Raw genomic sequence first — 18,016 nt, 5'->3', positions numbered from 1 at the left:
GCGACATGGCCGGTCTGGAGGCCGGGCTCGACGCGCTGGACACCGTACAGACCGGGCGTACGCCACTGCGCCAGACGCTCGTCAGGAAGGTGCTGCCGCCGGTCGTCGCCGTCGCGCTGGTGCTGGTGGTGTGGCAGATCCTCGTCTGGGCCAGGATCACCGACGACTACAAGCTCCCCTCGCCCGGCGCGGTGTGGGGCGAGGTGTCCGACGCCTGGGCGCAGGGCACCCTGCTCGGCTACATCTGGACCAGCGTGTCGCGCGGTCTGCTGGGCTTCCTGCTGGCGCTGGTGATCGGCACGCCGCTGGGACTGCTGGTGGCCCGGGTGAAGTTCGTCCGCGCGGCCATCGGCCCGATCCTCTCCGGACTCCAGTCGCTGCCGTCGGTGGCCTGGGTGCCGCCGGCCGTGATCTGGCTGGGGCTCAACGACTCGATGATGTACGCGGTCATCCTGCTCGGCGCGGTCCCCTCGATCGCCAACGGCCTGGTGTCCGGCGTCGATCAGGTGCCGCCGCTCTTCCTGCGGGCCGGGCGTACGCTCGGCGCCACCGGAATGCGCGGAACCTGGCACATCGTCATGCCGGCCGCGCTGCCCGGCTATCTGGCCGGGCTGAAGCAGGGCTGGGCGTTCTCCTGGCGTTCGCTGATGGCCGCGGAGATCATCGCGTCCTCGCCCGATCTCGGCGTCGGTCTCGGGCAGTTGCTGGAGAACGGCCGTACGGTCGGCAGTATGCCGATGGTGTTCCTCGCCATCTTCCTGATCCTGATCGTCGGTATCGCCATCGACCTGCTGATCTTCAGCCCGCTGGAGCGACGTGTGCTGCGCGGCCGTGGTCTCCTGGTGAAGAGCTGATCCATGCACGAGTCGCACCGCACGCATCGCACGCACCACAGGTACTCCAGGTATCCCATGGCCCACCCACACCCTCCCGTCCTGCTGGTCATCGCCCACGGCAGCCGCGACCCGCGGCATGCCGCGACCGTGCACGCCCTCGCCGGGCGGCTGCGGTCGCTGCGGCCGGGGCTGCGCGTGGAGACCGGCTTCCTGGACTTCAACGCCCCGTCCGTCCCCCATTTGCTCGACCGGCTGGCGCGGGAGGACGTACGGGACGTGATCGCGCTGCCCCTGCTGCTGACGCGCGCCTTCCACGCCAAGTCCGACATCCCCGCGGTGCTGCGCGAGGCGTCGGCGCGCCACCCGCTGCTGCGGATCCGGCAGGCCGAGGTGCTCGGCCCCTCGCCGCTGCTGACGGACGCGCTGGAGCGGCGGCTGTACGAGGCGGGGCTCACCCCCGCCGACAAGGGCTCGACCGGGGTCGTCCTGGCCTCGGCGGGCTCCTCCGACCCGGAGGCGATCGCGGTGATCGCTGAAATCGCGCGGGAGTGGCGGCACACCGGTTGGTGCGCCGTGCGGCCCGCGTTCGCCTCCGCATCACTGCCCCGCACCGAGGACGCGGTGCGCGCGCTGCGCGCCGAGGGCGTACGGCGGGTCGCCGTGGCCCCGTACGTCATCGCCCCCGGCCGCCTGCCCGACCGCATAGCGGCCGGTGCCCGGGAGGGCGGCGCGGAGGTGCTGGCCGGGGTGCTGGGCGCCGCCCCCGAGCTGGCGCGGCTGCTGCTGCGCCGGTACGACGAGAGGGCCTCGGCCCCGGAACGCCTCACGACGCTGGCCCGTCCGGCCTAGGTCCTGTCTTCAAAGTCCCGCCTGCTCGGCGACGCCCGGTACGCACGCTCGCGGCGTTGTCGGGATCACCCCAGTACGTCCAGTACTGGGGCGACCCTCCGCCTTGCGATCGCACACACCGACCGCCGCCGAGCCCGCCCTCCGGGCGGACGGCGCTCCTTTGAAGACAGGACCTAGCGGTACCGTTCGGCCCTATTCATTCCGCTCGTCCGTACGGAGACTCGGAGGAGCGGAAGGTGGTAACCATGGAATCCAAGGAATGGACCGTGCGGATCCACATCACGGAAGAGGGTGACGAGACCACGGCCGATGCCGTCCTGACCAGCCGCGACACCTCACGTATCGCGGGCAGGGGCATGGCCCGGCGCAATCCGATCGACCGGACCGTGCCCGAGATCGGCGACGAGCTCGCCGCCAGCCGCGCGCTGGAGGATCTGGCCATCCGCCTGCATGACGTCGCCTCCGACGACATCGTCGACCTCGCGGGCCCCGCGGAGGCGTCCCGCAGGTAACGGCGACCGGAAGCACTCCCCGGCGAGCTGCGGCGGGAGGGTAAGATCCGGTATGTCGGTCCGGACACCATCACCGCCGACCAGCTGGAGCGGGCGCTCTCCCTGACCGGGATCGCCTCGGTGCGGAACCGCTTCCCTCTCCTCGACCGGACCTCGGCCGTGGTGCTCGCGTCTGTGCGAGGCCCGCGGTCTCGCGTTTCCGCCCTGGTTCCTGCGGCCAACGGCGCGCTGACCTGAACACGCCGGCAGCGCTCACCACGCCTGTCACGCCTGTCACGCCTGCCACCGACTGACGGAACCAAGGAGCGCATACGCATGATCACCGCGGCCACCGTGGTACGCGCGCAAGATGTCGATGTCGTCCGCGACGGAAAGCTGCTGCTGGACTCGGTCTCACTGACCGTACGCGGCGGGGAGCACTGGGCGCTGCTCGGTGCCAACGGCGCCGGGAAGAGCACCCTGCTGGGGATGGTGGGCGCGGTCACGCACCCCACCCGCGGCACGGTCGAGATCCTCGGAGAGTCCCTCGGCCGGGTCGATCTGCGGCAGCTGCGCACCCGGCTCGGCCATGTCAACCCCCGCCATCCGCTGCGTTCGCCGCTGCGGGTGCGTGATGTCGTACTGACCGGGCTGACGAACTCGGTCGAGCCGGTGCCCCGTTGGTCCCCCACCCCGCGCGAGCGGGGGCGCGCGGGCGAACTGCTGGCCATGCTGGGGATGGACGGCAAGGACGAGGCGCGCTGGCCGACGCTCTCGCAGGGCGAGCGCGGCCGTACGCTCATCGCCCGCGCGCTGATGCCCCGGCCGAGGCTGCTCCTGCTCGACGAACCGGCCACCGGTCTCGATCTCGCCGCGCGCGAGCAGTTGCTGAGCAGTCTGGACGCGCTGCGGCGGGAACATCCCGAGCTGGCGACGGTGCTGGTCACCCACCATCTGGAGGAGCTGCCCGCCTCCACCACGCATGCGATGCTGCTGCGCGCGGGACGGTGTGTGGGGGCGGGGCCCGCGGACGAGGTGCTCACCACGGACCGGGTCAGCGACTGCTTCGACCATCCGGTGCGGATCTCCCGTACGGACGGCCGGTGGACGGCGCGCGCCGAGCGGGTCGGTCCGGCCGCGGCGCGTGGACAGGAACAGGCACAGGTACGGGCACAGAGTCCCGGGCTAGTCGAACAGCGTGCCCTGGTGGAAGAAGAGCAGCCAGCGGTCATCGGTCAGCCGCCACAGTGAACTGCGGTGGGCCCGGCGGCCGTTGGAGTCGCTGTCGTAGGTCAGCTGCACCACATCGGGAGCGAGCCGCACGCCCCGCATCTTGGAGGTGGTGATCGGCCGGGGCACCGAGGCGCCGCCCTGCTCCGTGAGCATCGTGATGACCGAGGCGCGGTCCCACTCCCGGCCGGAGGCGCCGAACTCCCTGAAGTCCGGGTGGAGCAGCTCCGCGAGCAGGATCGGCGAGGACCGTACCGCCCGGTCGAGCAGCCGCAGTTCGGCCCGGATGGCGGCGGAGATCGCGGAGGTTCGGTCAGTCACGGGTGAGCTCCACCAGTTTGAGTACGGTGTTCCAGTTCCGGGAGGTGGCGATGACGCCCTTGAACAGAGCCGGCCTGGCCAGCGCCCCGGCGAGCTTGGAGCGGCCGAGGCCGTCCGGCGCGTACAGATAGAGCGCGCGGTCGCCCAGCCGGAACTCCTCGGGGAGGTACGCGGCCGGATCGAGTGACGCGAGCCGCTCGGGGCCCACCGGCTCGGAGAAGCAGGTGAGATGGAGCTGCCTGCCCTCCAGCGAACGCGCGGGAAAGGGGCAGGCCTCGGCGACGGCCCGCAGATACGGACCGCCGCGCACCAGGCAGTCGACGGTGAACCCGAAGCGCCGCTCGATGGCGTGTTCCAGAGCGGCGCCGAGGGCGCTCTCGTCGTCCGATTCGCTGGTGAAGACGGCGTTGCCGCTCTGGAGGTAGGTACGGACATCGCCGTGGCCCAGCTCCGAGAGCAGCTCACGGAGGTCGGCCATCGGGACCCGTCTGTGGCCGCTCACATTGATCCCGCGCAGGAGGGCGGCGTACGTCGTGGTCATGAGCACACGATAGGACGGGAGGCCGCGCACGGGGCACCCGGCGCGAGCGGATCGCGGCCGCCACGAGCGACGGGCACACACGGCGCGACGGGCACACAGCGGGCACCGCACGGCGCGACGGCCGCCGCACTCCGTGGGGGAGAGCGCGACGGCCGCCGGATGTGCCGAGCCTGCCGGGTGTACCGGGACTACTCGACGATCTTGAGCAGCTTGTTCGGGGTGCCCGCGGACGGGTTGGTGATGACGTCCGGGACGGCGCCGTCGGTCAGGGCCGTGGCGACCTGGTCCGGGGTGGCGTCCGGGTGACCGGCGAGGTAGATCGCGGCGGCACCGACCACATGGGGCGTCGCCATCGAGGTGCCGGAGATGGTGTTGACGCCCGTGTCGCTGTCGTTCCAGTCCGAGGTGATGGCGGAGCCTGGCGCGTAGAGGTCCACCAGCGTGCCGTAGTTGGAGAAGCTCGACTGGCCGTCGGTCTCGGTGGACGAGGCGACCGTGATGGCCTCCTCGACCCGCGCCGGCGACGTCGTGCTCGCGTCGCTGGAGTCGTTTCCGGCCGCGACGCCGAAGGTGACACCGGAGGCGATGGCGTTGCGGACGGCCTCGTCGAGGGCGGGGTCGGCGCCGCCGCCGAGGCTCATGTTGGCGACGGACGGGCCCTGGTGGTTGGCCGCGACCCAGTCGATCCCGGCGACGACCTGCTCGGTGGTGCCCGAGCCGTTGTCGTCGAGGACCCGGACGGAGACGATCTTCGCCTTCTTGGCGACGCCGTGCGCGGCGCCCGCGATCGTACCGGCCACGTGCGTGCCGTGGCCGTAGCCGTCGTCTGCGGAGTCGTCACCGTCGATGGCGTCGTAGCCGTAGCTGGCACGGCCCTCGAAGTCCTGGTGGCTGATCCGGACGCCGGTGTCGAGGACGTACGCGGTCACGCCCTCGCCCGCGCCGTCCGGGTAGGTGTAGGCGCTGTCACCGGCGGTCGCGGACTGGTCGATCCGGTCGAGACCCCAGGACGGCGGGTTGGCCTGGGTGGCGCTGACGGTGAACGTCCTGTTCTGGACGACCTTGTCGACGGCCGGGTCGGCCGCGAGGCTCTTGGCCTCCTGCGCGGTGAGCCCGCTGGCGGAGAAGCCGTTGACGGCGGTGCTGTAGTTGCGCTTCAGCTGGCCTCCGTACTCCTTGGCCAGGTCCTTCTTGTCGGTCTTCCTTGCGGTCTTCTGGTCCAGCAGCACGATGTAGCTGCCGGCGACCGCGTCCTTGGCGTCGGCGCCGTACACCACTGCCTGTGCCGGAGCCGCGCCCGCTGTGGGGGAGGTGAACGCGGTGATTCCGGCCGCGGCGGCCACGGCGGTGAGGGCGGCGGTGAGCTTGATCCTTCTCGCGCGCTTCTGTATGGCCATGAAGAGGGGGACTCCTCGTCACTATCTGTGGGGGGATCGCCCGCCGGACGGAAGATCTCCGACGGACTGATGCGAAACCCTGGCCGATTGACGCGCTCAGATCAAGGGCTTCATACAGCCGTGACGCAGTAAACAACATTTCGTAATAAGAAATCGGCCAGTCCGGAACACATCGGTCCTGACCGCCAACCCCCGGGAGGCGCAGGGGGCTTCGGACCTCTTTGATGAGAGATGTCCGCACGGCCCCGGGAGGAGGGGATCCCCCTCCCGGACCGCCGGGGCGCGGGGCGACGCGGCTTGAATCCGCCCCTGCCCCAACCCGGGCGGCCGGGAGGCCCGTTCCGTCAGCACGCACCCTCCGTCAGCACGCACCGTTCAGTGAGCATCCGCCGTTCGGTGTGAGCACCCACCGTTCACACCCCACCCGCCATTCACCCCCACCCGCCGTTCAGACCGCACCCTCGGGCAGGGCTTCCTCGATCAGATCCGCCGCCCGTCGCGTGCCGCCCTCCTTCGCCGTCTCTCGCCCGATCTCCCCGAGCCGCCTGGCCACTTCGGGGTCCGAGGCCATGGTGAGCACCGCCTCGCGCAGGGCCTCGGGGGTGGCCGCTTCCGTGTCGAGGCGGCGGGCCACACCCAGCCCGACCAGCATGTCGGCGTTGCCGAACTGGTCGACGGCCTGCGGGACCGCGACCATCGGCGTGCCCGTCGCCAGCCCCTCCTGGCTGCCGCCGGCGCCCGCGTGGGTGATGAACGCGTCGGCCTGCTTGAGGACGGCGAGCTGCGGCACCCAGCGGTGCACCTCCACATTGGCCGGCACGTCGCCCAACTCCGCCTCGTCGACGTACGCGCCGATCTGCAGGACGACATGCCAGCCCGGCAGCCCCCCGAAGGCTTCGACGCACGCCCGGTAGAAGGCGGGCTGCTTGGTGAAGGCCGAGCCGAGCGAGACCAGCAGCACCCGTTCCGCCCCGGCGGGCCGCTTCCACTCCCCCTGCTCCGCGCGGTCCCCCTGACAGGCACCGACGAAGGTGAAGACGGACTCGTCCACGGACTCGGCCTTGTACTGGAGCGCCTTGGGGATCAGTACGAGGGAACGGGCGGGCCTGGCGATCAGCCGGTCCGGGTCGGTGTGGTCCATGTGGTGCTCGTCCAGCCACTCCTGGAACCTCGCGCGGTACGCCCGCCCGCGTTCGGAGGCGTCGAGTTCCGCGCTCATCGACTCGGCGACGTCCTTCTCGTACCCCTCCCAGGCGACCGCGTGCGTCGAGAACTGGACGTACGGAACGCCCCAGCGGTGCGCGAGCAGGGGCGCCGGATAGGACGTGGTGTCGCCGAGGACCAGATCGGGGCGGTCGTCCTCGAACGCCCCGGCCAGCTGCGGCAGCGCCTGGATGGCGTCGTCGAGGAACGGTTCCAGATTGTCGATCAGCTCCGTGCCCCAGTCTTCGGGGTCGTCGTCCGGGCCGGGCAGTACGGAGGTGTAGATCACCGGTTCCGCGCCGGTGGCCGCGACCTTTTCGGCGAAGGAGGCGGGGATCGCGTAACTGACGCGGTGCCCGCGGGCGACCAGTTCCCGGATGACCTCCAGGCTCGGGTTCACATGCCCGTGGGCGGCGATGGAGAACATGGCGATATGGGCGCGCTTCGATGGGGTCATGGCCCGACCGTAAACGAGACGAGACGTCTCGTACAACTTAATGAGAGCCCAGGGGCGGTCCCGTGTCCGCGAATGCGAGACTTTGCCGGACGGGTGCGACCACCGGAAGCAAGAGAGAGTCATCGATGGACGAGACGCGGGCGCGGGAGATCCTGGCCGCGACGGGGCTGCCGCGCGACGCGGAGCTGCTGGCCCTGGGCGAGAACGCGGTGTTCGCAACGGCCGGACTGGTCGTCAAGGTCGGCCGGGACGCGACGGACCACACCGAGCTGCTGGAGCGGGCGCGGCGCGAGGTCGCCCTCGCGTCCTGGCTGGCGGAGTGCGGGATTCCGGCCGTACGGGCGGCCGAGCCGGAAGCGCGGTCGGTGGACGGTCATCCGGTGACGCTCTGGCACCGGCTGCCGGCCGCCGTACGGCCCGCGGGGCCCGGCGATCTGGCGTCCCTGCTGCGGCTGGTGCACGCGCTGCCCGCCCCGGACCCGTCGCTGTTCACGCTCCCCCGCCGGGAGTTGCTCGGTGGCGTCGAGCGCTGGCTGCGGATCGCCGGGGACGCGATCGACCCGGCCGACGCCGACTATCTGCGCGGCCGTCGCGACGGCTTCGCCGAGGCCGCCGCCACACTCGTCCCCCGGCTGCCCAGGGGCCCGATCCACGGCGACGCGCTGCCGCGCAACGTCCATGTCGGCCCGGACGGCCCCGTCCTGGTCGATCTGGAGACCTTCTCCTCGGACCTGCGGGAACACGATCTGGTGGTCATGGCGCTGTCCCGCGACCGGTACGGTCTGCCCGCCGAGGCGTACGACACCTTCACGGCGGTCTACGGCTGGGACGTACGCGAATGGGCGGGCTGCCCGGTACTGCGCGGCGCCCGTGAGACGGCCAGCTGCGCCTGGGTGGCGCAGCACGCCCCGGCGAACCCCAAGGCCCTCGACGAGTTCCGCCGCCGGGTCGCCTCGCTGCGCGACGACGATCCCGAGGTCCGCTGGTACCCGTTCTGACCCGTGGCCCTGTTCCGCTCAGCCCCGCCGCGCCCCGGTGGAGCACATCCGACACCCCGTCCGGCGGGCCGCGTCCCCGGTCTCCGTCCCGGTCCCGGCGGCCTCGGTCTCATGGGCCGGCACCGTCAGGGCGTGACCCGTGACGAGGGCTCGGCCGCCGGCTCGCGCAGCGGCCAGACCCCGTCGATCACCGCGTCCGCGTTGCCCTTCTTCCGCAGGAACGCCTGGAAGTCGGCCGCCCACTCGGCGTACCAGCCGATCTGACGCTCATGCAGCAGAGCCGGGGTCAGCCCGGCCACCGAGGCATGCCGCTCCGCTATCGCCGTGGCCACCCGGACCGCCGCCAGCGCGTCCGCGCCCGCTTCGTGCGCGGCGTCCAGCACCACGCCGTACTCCGCGCAGACCGCCTCCAGCGTGCGCTTGCCGCGGCGGTAGCGGTCGACGGCGCGGTCGATCGTATAGGGGTCGATCACCGGCCCGACCGGCTCCAGCGGCGGCAGTCCGTGCCGCCGCAACTCGGCGCTGAGCAGCGTCAGATCGAACGGCGCGTTGTACGCCACGACGGGCACCCCGCGCGTCCAGTAGTCACCGAGGACCCCGGCGATCTCCGCGGCCACCTCGGGCGCCGGACGCCCTTCCGCCGCGGCCCGTTCACTGCTGATGCCATGCACGGCGGACGCCTGGGCGGGGATCCGGATGCCCGGGTCGGCCAGCCAGGTCCGCTGCCGTGTCACCTCGCCGCCCCGTACCTCGACGACCGCGGCCGTCACGATCCGTGCCTCCAGCGGCTCCGTGCCGGTGGTCTCCAGATCGAAGCCGACCAGTGTTTCCCCATGCCAAGTCATCATGGCCCTCCCTCATGGTGCGGTGGTGCTTCCCCCGTTGGACATTCACCCTGCCACGCACCACTGACAGTGCCCCGGCACGGGCTCCGGCTCCCGTCTCGCGGCTCCGGCAGGCGGGTCCGACGGGCGGCGCCGGCTCCGGCGGGCGCTCGCGGCAGCCGGCTCAGGAGACCGGCCGCGAGTCGGTCCAGACCGACTCGAACTCCTCGCGGTAGGTCTGGAAGAGACCGTGCTCGGAGTCCTGCCCCGTACGCACCACCTCACGCCCGCCGCCCCGCAGCACCAGTACCGGCGCCTCCATGCCCCTGGCCCTGCGCAGATAGGACTGGACGACGGCCAGCCCGTCGGGGCCGTCCCCGTCGACGAGATACGCGGTGAAGCGCGGGGTCTCGTCGAAGACATGGATCTCGAACGCGCCCGGATCGCGCAGTTTGGAGCGCACCCGGCGCATATGAAGGATGTTCATCTCCACCGACCGGCTGAGCTCGCCCTTCTTGAGCCCCAGCTCGCGCTCCCTGCGCTTGACGGCGCTGCTCGCCGGGTTGAGGAAGACCAGCCGTATCCGGCAGCCCGACTCGGCGAGCCGGACCAGCCGCCGTCCCGAGAAGTTCTGTACGAGCAGGTTCAGCCCGATCCCGATGGCGTCGACACGCCGGGCGCCGCCGAAGAGATCCTCGGCGGGGATCTGCCGTTGCAGCCTCACCCGGTCGGGGTGGACGGAGACCACGTCCGCGTACCGGTCGCCGACCAGATCCTCCACGGCGTCGACCCGGAGCCGCACCGCCGAGGGCACCCCGCTGCCGCCGCCCAGGATCTCCAGGAGCCGGGCCGAGGCCCGCTCCGCCTGGGCCAGGACCGTCTCGGAGAGCGCGCGGTTGCGGGAGACGACGTTGCGCGCGACCTCCAGCTCGTCCAGCGCCAGCTCCACATCCCGGCGGTCGTCGAAGTAGGGCTCGAAGCAGGGCCAGTGCTGGACCATCAGCTCCCGCAGCTGCGGGAGGGTGAGAAAGCTCAGGACGTTGTCGTCGGCCGGGTCGAGCAGATACCCCTTGCGCCGCGACACCTCCCGTACGGCGACGGCTCGCTGCACCCACTCCTGCCCGGCGGGCCCGGCGGCGGCGACCACCCACTCCTCGCCGTGCACGGGCTCGTAGATGGGCCGCAGGACCGCGGCGACCACCGCGCGCAGCCGCTGTTCCACGAGATTCAGCCAGATATAGGCGCGTCCTGCCCGCTGCGCGCGCGTACGCACCTCACTCCACGCGTCCGCGCCCCACTCCAGTTCCGCCCCGATCTCCATCGGTCGCGCGAGGGAGACCGCTCCGGGCGGGATCTCGCCGGATTCCCCCGCATGACCTGCGTCACCAGGGGGCAACTCCAGCCCTCCCGAGCTCACCCGCGCACCGCCTTCTCTCCCCTTCAACGATCAAGGAAGGGTACTCCGCATCCCGGAGGCAGTGCAGCAGGATGCACAGGCTCCTTTCCCAACTCCCTTGATCGTGAGGCTTGTTCCCGGCGCCGAGATCGGCCGGAGTGAGGTGATTCATAGCGGTTGGACCTGATACGTGCCCGAGCCAGAAGGGACACCGGGAGACGCGCGGGACGGCCGGGACCGTCGCGGCGAGCCCGGCGACGGCCCGTCACGCGAGGTTGACGCCAAGCCCCCTCCCTGGTGCCGTCCCCCCGCATGCCCCCTGGCGCCGTCCCCCGCATCCCCCCTGATGCCGCCTCTCGCGCCGCCCCGGCCGAGAACCGGCGAGAAGAGGCAAGAACCCATCGGGTTCCTAGGTGGTTGCCCTTCTTTCGGGGAAGATCTGGCTCAAGAGCCCCGCAGCACCCGGATCAGAAATGGAAGAGTCTTATCTATGCAGGTCTGGCCGGGACAGACGTATCCCCTCGGCGCCACGTACGACGGCGCCGGCACCAACTTCGCGGTCTACTCAGAGGCCGCCAACCGAATCGAGTTGTGCCTGCTGCACGACGACGGTTCAGAAACGGCGGTGGAGCTGCGCGAGACGGACGCCTTCGTACGGCACGCCTATCTGCCGGGCATCATGCCAGGTCAGCGCTACGGCTTCCGGGTCCATGGCCCCTATGAGCCGGAGCGCGGACACCGCTGCAACTCCGCCAAGCTGCTTCTCGATCCGTACGCGCGTGCGATCAGTGGCAGTATCGACTGGGGCGAGTCGGTGTACGGCTACCACTTCGGCAAGCCGGACTCGCGCAATGACATGGACTCGGCCCCCCACACGATGTCCTCCGTCGTCGTCAACCCGTACTTCGACTGGGGCGACGACCGGCTGCCCCGTACGGACTATCACCGCACGGTGCTCTACGAGGCCCATGTCAAGGGCCTGACCATGCTCCATCCGGAGCTGCCCGAGGAACTGCGCGGCACCTACGCCGGACTCGCCCATCCGGCGGTGATCGAACATCTGACGGAGCTGGGCGTGACCGCACTGGAGCTGATGCCGGTCCACCAGTTCGTCAACGACCACCGGCTGGTGGACGCCGGCCTCGGCAATTACTGGGGCTACAACACCATCGGCTTCTTCGCCCCGCACAACGCGTACGCGTCCTGGGGCGACCGGGGCGAACAGGTCCTGGAGTTCAAACAGGCCGTACGGGCGCTGCACCGCGCCGGGATCGAGGTCATCCTCGACGTCGTCTACAACCACACGGCGGAGGGCAACCACCTCGGCCCGACCCTCTCCTTCCGGGGGCTCGACAACGCGCAGTACTACCGGCTCGCCGACAATCCCCGCTACTACACGGACACCACGGGGACCGGTAACTCCCTGCTGATGCGCAGCCCGCACGTACTCCAGCTGATCATGGACTCGCTGCGGTACTGGGTGACCGAGATGCATGTCGACGGCTTCCGGTTCGACCTCGCGGCGACGCTGGCCCGTCAGTTCCACGAGGTGGACCGGCTCTCGTCGTTCTTCGACCTCGTCCAGCAGGACCCGGTGGTCAGTCAGGTGAAGCTGATCGCCGAGCCGTGGGACGTGGGCGAGGGCGGCTACCAGGTGGGGAACTTCCCGCCGCTGTGGACGGAGTGGAACGGCAAGTACCGCGACACCGTACGGGACCTGTGGCGGGGTGAGCCCAGGACGCTGGCGGAGTTCGCGTCCCGGCTGACCGGCTCGTCCGATCTCTACCAGGACGACGGGCGCCGGCCGCTCGCCTCCATCAACTTCACCACCTGTCACGACGGCTTCACGCTGCACGATCTCGTCTCGTACAACGAGAAGCACAACGAGGCCAACGGCGAGTCCAACCGGGACGGCGAGAGCCATAACCGCTCCTGGAACTGCGGGGCGGAGGGCGACACCGACGACCCGGAGATCCTGGAGCTGCGCAACCGCCAGATGCGGAACTTCATCGCGACGCTGATGCTCTCGCAGGGCGTCCCGATGCTGAGCCACGGCGACGAGTTCGCCCGTACGCAGGGCGGCAACAACAACGCGTACTGCCAGGACAACGAGGTCTCCTGGGTCCGCTGGCCGGAGAAGGGCGCGGAGACCGACACCACCATGCTGGAGTTCACCCAGGCGATGGTGTGGCTGCGGCGCGACCATCCGGTGTTCCGGCGGCGGCGCTTCTTCCACGGGCGTCCGGTGGAGGGCACGCACGACGATCTGTCGGACATCTCGTGGTTCACGCCGGAGGGCGAGGAGATGACCCAGCAGGACTGGCAGGCCGCGCACGCCAAGGCCATGACGGTCTTTCTGAACGGTGGCGCGATCTCCGAGCCGGGGCCGCGCGGCGAGCGGATCTCGGACGACTCGTTCCTGCTGATGTTCAACGCGAGCGCCGAGAAGCTGGAGTTCGTGGTGCCGGTGAACCACGGCGAGCAGTGGAAGATCATGGTGGACACGGCCCGGCCGGAGGGAGTGACTCCGGGACAGGGCGAGAAGGTCGACGGCGGTGAGCGGTTCACGATGATCGGCCGCAGCATGACGGTGCTGATGCGGCCGGCCTAGGGCGTGTTGCGAAAGTCCCGTCTTCCACGTCCCGCCCGGTCCGTACGGAGGGGCGGCGCGCAGGGCCCGGAAGCCCGGTTGCCGCGCCGCCCCTTCCGTGTTCCCCGGGTCGGACCCCCGGGCGGGGATCCCGTACGGTTCCCGCATGACACAGATAGCGCGAAGCGGGGTACGTACGATCGTATGACTCCCACCGCGACCTATCGGCTCCAGCTCCAGCCGGACTTCCCGTTCACGTCCGCCGCCAGGGCCGTCCCCTATCTCGCCGCGCTCGGGGTCTCTCATCTGCATCTGTCGCCCGTCCTGGAGGCCGTACCGGGCTCGACGCACGGCTATGACGTGGTCGACCACTCCGCCGTACGGGCCGAGCTGGGCGGCGAGGAAGGGCTGCGGCGGCTGTCCGACCGGGCCCGTGAGTACGGCCTCGGGATCATCCTCGACATCGTGCCCAACCACATGGCCGCCGCGCCCCGGCACAACAAGGCGCTCTGGGAGGTGCTGCGCGAGGGCCGCGACTCGCCGTACGCCCGCTGGTTCGACATCGACTGGGCGGCGGGCGACGGCAAGCTGCTGCTGCCGGTGCTGGCCGGGCCGATCGGGGAGGAACTGGACTCGGGCGGACTGAGCGTCGAGGACGGGGTGCTGCACCACGGCGACCAGCGCTTCCCGCTCGCGCCCGGCACCGAGCACCTGGGGCTGCCCGAGCTGCTCGACGCCCAGCACTACCGGCTCGCCTGGTGGCGGCTGGCCCGTACCGAGCTGAACTACCGCCGGTTCTTCACCATCTCCGAGCTGATCGGGGTCCGGGTGGAGGACCCGGAGGTGTTCGCCGCCACCCACGCCAAGATCATCGAGCTGGTACGGGACGGAGTCGTCCAGGGGCTGCGCGTCGACCACCCGGACGGACTCGCCGACCCGGAGGAGTATCTGCGCCGGCTCCACGAGGCGACGGCCGGGCAGTGCTGGACGGTCGTGGAGAAGATCCTCGCCGACGACGAGGTGCTTCCGGCCGGCTGGCCGGTCGCCGGCACCACCGGCTATGACGCGCTGCGCCATATCGACGGGGTGTTCACGGACCCGGTGGGCGCCGAGGCGCTGGAGACGCGCTACCGCGAGGTCGCCGCGCCCGTCGGGGACCGCGGCGGCTACTGGGAGGGGACGGTGCGCCGGGCCGCGTACAAGGTCGTCTTCCATGAACTGGCCGCCGAGATCTCCACTCTGGTCCGTACGGCGCAGCGCGTCTGCGCCGCCGACCCCGCCCTGCGCGACCACGCGCCCTGGGCGCTGCGCACCGCGATCCGGGAGCTGCTGGTACGGGTCCCCGTCTACCGCCCCTATACGACGGCGGGCGGCCCCTGCCCCGAGGCGGCCGAGGCGGCGGTCTCGGCGGAGGCGGCGCGGCAGGCGAAGACCGTGTTCCCGGTGGAGCGCGAGGCGACGGCCGTGGACGTGGTGCGGGAGCTGGCGCTCGGCAGGCTCGGCACCGGCCCGGACCATACGGCCTTCTGCGCGCGCTTCGCCCAGACCGCGTCCGCGCTGCGCGCCAAGTCGGTGGAGGACACGGCGTTCTACCGCTATGTGCCGTTGCTCTCCGCGAACGAGGTGGGCGGCGATCCCGGCCGTCCCGCGGTGACCCCGGAGCGGTTCCACGCGTACTGCGCCCGGCTGGCGCGCGACTGGCCGGCCACCGGCACCGTACTGACCACACACGACACCAAGCGCAGCGCGGACGTCCGGGCCGGGATCGCCGTCCTGTCCGAGTGCCCCGAGCGCTGGTACGAGCTGCTGGAGCAGGTGGCGGGGGCTGTGCCCGCGCCGGCGCCGGATCCTCAGGTGGCCTGGCAGGCCTGGCAGACGGCGGTGGGCTTCACCCCGGCGGCCGACGGCATTCTCCCGGAGGGCTCGCGGATGGTGCCCGCGCTGCTGAAGTCCGTACGGGAAGCCGGGCTGCACACCAGCTGGACGGAGGCGGAGCCGCTGTACGAGCAGGCGGTGGCCGCGTTCGTGGAGGCCGGTCCCGCCGGTACCGCGCGGCGTGCGGTCGCGGCGCTCAGCCGCGCGCTGGCGCCGTATTCGCGGGCCAGTGCGCTGGGCGCGGCACTGGTACAGCTGACCATGCCGGGGGTGCCCGACCTCTACCAGGGCACGGAGCGCGCGTACTTCGCGCTGGTGGACCCGGACAACAGGCGCCCGTTCAGGACCGGGCCGCCGGACGACAAGACGGTGATCACGACGGCGGCGCTCCGGCTGCGCGCTGAACGGCCCGAGCTGTTCGGCGAGTCGGGGACGTACGCCCCGCTGCCGGCGGCCGGTCCCGCCTCGTCGCACTGTCTGGCCTTCGTCAGGTCGGGGCGCGTGATCACCGTGACCACCCGGCTGCCGTACGGACTGGAGCGCTCGGGAGGGTGGCGCTCGACCGAACTGGCACTGCCGCCCGGCCGCTGGCGCGATGTGCTGACGGGGCGTGAGGTGTCGGGCGCGCCCCGGCTCGCGGAGCTGCTCGACCAGTTCCCGGTGGCGCTGCTGACGAGCGACTGACGGGCCGGCCGACGAGCGCCTGACGGGGCCGGCCGACGACCGGGGGACGGACCGGCCGGCCATCGGTCGGCGGGCCGGACGTTCCTCACCCGAAGCCTTTCGCACACGAAGCGTTTACAGAGTGGGCGGGCCGCGCTACGTTCCGAAATGGGAGCGCTCCCATTCATCATCCACTTGTCATGATCACGACGAAGGGACTCGCGTGATGAAGCACCCCCCACGACGGCCGCGGTGGCTGTCGCATCCCCGGAGAGCCGTCCTCCTCGCCCTGCTCGCCGTACTCCCCGCCCTGCTGCTGGTCGTCGGCACCAGCGGGACCTCGTCCGCCCACGGCACCCCCATGCAGCCGGCCAGCCGTACGTTCATGTGCTGGAAGGACGGCCTGAGCAGCACCGGTGAGATCAAACCGATCAACCCGGCCTGCAAGGCGGCCGTCGCCGCGGGCGGCACGACCCCGCTCTACAACTGGTTCTCCGTGCTGCGCTCCGACGGCGCGGGCCGGACCCAGGGCTTCATCCCCGACGGACAGTTGTGCAGCGGCGGCAACACCACGTTCACCGGCTTCGACCTGGCCAGGAACGACTGGCCGCTGACCCATCTGACCTCGGGCGCGTCGCTCGACTTCTCGTACAACGCCTGGGCGGCGCACCCCGGTTGGTTCCGTGTCTATGTCACCAAGGACGGGTTCGACCCCACCAAGACCTTCACCTGGGCCGACCTGGAGTCACAGCCCTTCCTGACCGTCGACCACCCGCAGGTCACCGGGCCCGTCGGGACGGTGGAGGGCGCCTACAAGTGGACCGGCAACCTGCCCGGCGGGAAGTCCGGCCGGCACATCATCTACATGGTGTGGGAGCGGTCGGACAGCAAGGAGACCTTCTACAGCTGCTCCGACGTGGTCTTCGACGGCGGCAAGGGCGAGGTGACCGGAGTCGGCGACCCCGGAAACCCGACCGACCCGACCGACCCGACCGACCCCACGGCGACCTGCACCGCCACCCGCACGGCCACCGGCACCTGGTCGGGCGGCTACCAGGCGGAGGTCACGGTGAAGAACACCGGCGGCCACCCGATCCTCGGCTGGATGGTGGAGTTCACCCTGCCGGGCGGCCAGCGGGTCGACAGCCTCTGGAACGGCAACGCCACCTACGGCGGACAGGAGGTGATGGTCCATAACGCCGACTGGAACGGCTCGTTGGCGGCCGGTGCCTCCACCACCTTCAGTTACGTGGCCACGGGAGGCCCGCCGGACATCACTTCGGCATCACCCTGTTCCGTGCACTGACCCGCGCGTGCGCGTGCACTGACCCGCGCGGTCGCGTGCGCTGAGCACACGGTCGCGTGCGCCGAGCCCGCGAACCGCCCGGCCCGCCGTTCCCCCACCCCACCCGGAACGGCGGGCCGGGCCCCGCCGTCTCCGCTTGCCCGTCAGTGCGAGGCGAGCCGGAAGCCCATCGTCCCGAAGCTCACCAGATCGCCGTCCCGCACCTCGGCCGTCGTGGTCACCCGCCGGCCGTTGACCGTCGTGCCGTTCGTCGAGCCGAGATCGCGCAGGATCCACCGCCCGCCCTGCATGCTCAGTTCGGCGTGCAGCCGCGAGACCGTGTCATGGCTGAGCCGCAGCCCGTTGGCCGGATCGCGGCCTATCCGCAGCGGATACGCGCCGGGATGGGGCAGCAGCAGCTTCGGCAGCCGCTCCGCCTGCCAGGCCCTGCGCAGCCGCTGCGAGAACGCGGACACCCGGCTCACCGTGCCGAACACCCGCCGGGACCACGGGCCTTCGGATTCCAGATCCGCGGTGAGCAGCTTCAGCTCATCGGCCCTGCGCGCCGCCAGCGCCAGATCCATCCGGCGCATGAAGGTGTCGTGCGACAGCTTGCCCTGCGCGGCGCCTTCCCGGAGTACCGCGAGGACACGGTCGCGCTCGGCGTCGGAGAGCCGCGCGGGATACGTGTGGAACTCGAAGGAGGACGTCACAGACGTGATTGTCCTTCCGACGCACCTGAGGTGTCCAGACGGTCAGGGGTTCCCGCCGCTCCGGCCTCGCCGCCGGACGCCCCCGCCCCTTTCGCCGCCGTCGCCGCGCCTCGCGCCGTCTCGCTTGTCACGATGGAATTTGTCACCGTGTGGCGGAGACGAGTGGACAGTGCCGACGACGAGGGGGAACCACCCGTGCGGTTCGAGGTGTGGGCGCCGCAGGCGCAGGACGGGATCGTGCTCCGGCTGGCGGACGCCGGCGGCAACGGGGACAACCGGAACGCGGGACACGACACGGACGACCGGACCGGCACAACCGGCGAGAGCGGCCGGAGCAGCGGAAACGG

General features: G+C 71.1%; 15 protein-coding genes. 8 read left to right on the top strand and 7 right to left on the bottom strand.

What is annotated here, in order from left to right:
* The first annotated feature begins 5 nt into the window (after positions 1-5).
* The 4 genes from CU044_RS13995 (at position 6) to CU044_RS13975 (ending at position 3,427) form a co-directional block, all read left to right on the top strand.
* Entirely contained in the window at positions 6-854 is an 849-nt protein-coding gene (locus tag CU044_RS13995) for an ABC transporter permease (protein ID WP_129768945.1), read from the top strand.
* 57 nt (positions 855-911) lie between these two features.
* Positions 912-1,685 carry a sirohydrochlorin chelatase gene (locus CU044_RS13990; protein ID WP_129768884.1) on the top strand — a complete coding sequence of 258 codons (774 nt, stop codon included), beginning with the start codon at positions 912-914 and terminating at the stop codon, positions 1,683-1,685.
* Between the two features lie 245 nt (positions 1,686-1,930).
* Positions 1,931-2,197 (top strand): DUF1876 domain-containing protein, encoded by a 267-nt coding sequence (locus CU044_RS13980; protein ID WP_129768882.1) that lies wholly within the window; start codon positions 1,931-1,933, stop codon positions 2,195-2,197.
* A gap of 315 nt (positions 2,198-2,512) precedes the next feature.
* On the top strand, positions 2,513-3,427 hold the full coding sequence (locus CU044_RS13975) for an ATP-binding cassette domain-containing protein (RefSeq protein WP_129768881.1): 915 nt from the start codon (positions 2,513-2,515) through the stop codon (positions 3,425-3,427).
* Here CU044_RS13975 and CU044_RS13970 read toward each other — a convergent pair.
* From CU044_RS13970 to mgt, 4 genes are all read right to left on the bottom strand, one after another.
* Positions 3,362-3,727, bottom strand: a complete 366-nt coding sequence (locus CU044_RS13970; RefSeq protein ID WP_129768880.1) for a nuclear transport factor 2 family protein — start codon at positions 3,725-3,727, stop codon at positions 3,362-3,364. The genes CU044_RS13975 and CU044_RS13970 overlap by 66 nt on opposite strands.
* Complete coding sequence (locus CU044_RS13965) at positions 3,720-4,268, bottom strand: DUF1697 domain-containing protein (RefSeq protein WP_129768879.1); 549 nt, start codon at positions 4,266-4,268, stop codon at positions 3,720-3,722. Before CU044_RS13965 ends, CU044_RS13970 begins: the two co-directional genes overlap by 8 nt.
* 188 nt (positions 4,269-4,456) lie before the next feature.
* Positions 4,457-5,665, bottom strand: coding sequence for a S8 family peptidase (locus CU044_RS13960; RefSeq protein ID WP_129768878.1), 1,209 nt, complete (start codon positions 5,663-5,665; stop codon positions 4,457-4,459).
* 448 nt (positions 5,666-6,113) lie between these two features.
* On the bottom strand, positions 6,114-7,325 hold the full coding sequence (mgt, locus tag CU044_RS13955) for a macrolide-inactivating glycosyltransferase (protein WP_129768877.1): 1,212 nt from the start codon (positions 7,323-7,325) through the stop codon (positions 6,114-6,116).
* Positions 7,326-7,450: 125 nt separating this feature from the next.
* Here mgt and CU044_RS13950 point away from each other — a divergent pair, with 125 nt between their 5' ends.
* On the top strand, positions 7,451-8,323 hold the full coding sequence (locus tag CU044_RS13950; RefSeq protein WP_129768876.1) for an aminoglycoside phosphotransferase family protein: 873 nt from the start codon (positions 7,451-7,453) through the stop codon (positions 8,321-8,323).
* Positions 8,324-8,448: 125 nt separating this feature from the next.
* Here CU044_RS13950 and CU044_RS13945 read toward each other — a convergent pair whose 3' ends face one another.
* The gene (locus CU044_RS13945; protein ID WP_129768944.1) at positions 8,449-9,168 is read right to left on the bottom strand and encodes a 3'-5' exonuclease; all 720 of its coding nucleotides are present in this window, start codon (positions 9,166-9,168) and stop codon (positions 8,449-8,451) included.
* A 163-nt stretch (positions 9,169-9,331) separates the two neighbouring features.
* Positions 9,332-10,564 (bottom strand): SAV2148 family HEPN domain-containing protein, encoded by a 1,233-nt coding sequence (locus CU044_RS13940; RefSeq protein ID WP_129768875.1) that lies wholly within the window; start codon positions 10,562-10,564, stop codon positions 9,332-9,334.
* A 469-nt stretch (positions 10,565-11,033) separates the two neighbouring features.
* On the opposite strand from CU044_RS13940, the gene glgX reads away from it, so the two are divergent.
* The 3 genes from glgX to CU044_RS13925 all read left to right on the top strand — a co-directional run bounded on the left by glgX (position 11,034) and on the right by CU044_RS13925 (position 16,977).
* Complete coding sequence (gene glgX / locus CU044_RS13935; RefSeq protein WP_129768874.1) at positions 11,034-13,154, top strand: glycogen debranching protein GlgX; 2,121 nt, start codon at positions 11,034-11,036, stop codon at positions 13,152-13,154.
* Between the two features lie 183 nt (positions 13,155-13,337).
* Positions 13,338-15,692: a malto-oligosyltrehalose synthase gene (gene treY, locus CU044_RS13930; protein WP_129768873.1), complete on the top strand. Its 2,355-nt coding sequence runs from the start codon at positions 13,338-13,340 to the stop codon at positions 15,690-15,692.
* 205 nt (positions 15,693-15,897) lie between these two features.
* The gene (locus CU044_RS13925; RefSeq protein WP_129768943.1) at positions 15,898-16,977 is read left to right on the top strand and encodes a lytic polysaccharide monooxygenase; all 1,080 of its coding nucleotides are present in this window, start codon (positions 15,898-15,900) and stop codon (positions 16,975-16,977) included.
* Between the two features lie 143 nt (positions 16,978-17,120).
* Here CU044_RS13925 and CU044_RS13920 read toward each other — a convergent pair whose 3' ends face one another.
* Entirely contained in the window at positions 17,121-17,669 is a 549-nt protein-coding gene (locus tag CU044_RS13920; protein WP_129768872.1) for a DUF1707 and FHA domain-containing protein, read from the bottom strand.
* Positions 17,670-18,016: the final 347 nt, after the last annotated feature.

This window comes from Streptomyces sp. L-9-10 (assembly GCF_004151105.1).
Lineage (GTDB): Bacteria > Actinomycetota > Actinomycetes > Streptomycetales > Streptomycetaceae > Streptomyces.
The sequence above is the reverse complement of the archived record's forward strand: the minus strand, read 5'-3'. Positions and strand labels throughout refer to the sequence as shown.

Excerpts from the sequence above, each read along its gene's own strand:
- CU044_RS13975 (WP_129768881.1), top strand. The coding sequence starts at position 2,513 with ATGATCACCGCGGCCACCGTGGTACGCGCGCAAGATGTCGATGTCGTC.
- mgt (WP_129768877.1), bottom strand. The coding sequence starts at position 7,325 with ATGACCCCATCGAAGCGCGCCCATATCGCCATGTTCTCCATCGCCGCC.
- CU044_RS13945 (WP_129768944.1), bottom strand. The coding sequence starts at position 9,168 with ATGACTTGGCATGGGGAAACACTGGTCGGCTTCGATCTGGAGACCACC.
- CU044_RS13990 (WP_129768884.1), top strand. The coding sequence starts at position 912 with ATGGCCCACCCACACCCTCCCGTCCTGCTGGTCATCGCCCACGGCAGC.
- CU044_RS13950 (WP_129768876.1), top strand. The coding sequence starts at position 7,451 with ATGGACGAGACGCGGGCGCGGGAGATCCTGGCCGCGACGGGGCTGCCG.
- treY (WP_129768873.1), top strand. The coding sequence starts at position 13,338 with ATGACTCCCACCGCGACCTATCGGCTCCAGCTCCAGCCGGACTTCCCG.
- CU044_RS13925 (WP_129768943.1), top strand. The coding sequence starts at position 15,898 with ATGAAGCACCCCCCACGACGGCCGCGGTGGCTGTCGCATCCCCGGAGA.
- glgX (WP_129768874.1), top strand. The coding sequence starts at position 11,034 with ATGCAGGTCTGGCCGGGACAGACGTATCCCCTCGGCGCCACGTACGAC.
- CU044_RS13980 (WP_129768882.1), top strand. The coding sequence starts at position 1,931 with ATGGAATCCAAGGAATGGACCGTGCGGATCCACATCACGGAAGAGGGT.
- CU044_RS13960 (WP_129768878.1), bottom strand. The coding sequence starts at position 5,665 with ATGGCCATACAGAAGCGCGCGAGAAGGATCAAGCTCACCGCCGCCCTC.
- CU044_RS13995 (WP_129768945.1), top strand. The coding sequence starts at position 6 with ATGGCCGGTCTGGAGGCCGGGCTCGACGCGCTGGACACCGTACAGACC.
- CU044_RS13965 (WP_129768879.1), bottom strand. The coding sequence starts at position 4,268 with ATGACCACGACGTACGCCGCCCTCCTGCGCGGGATCAATGTGAGCGGC.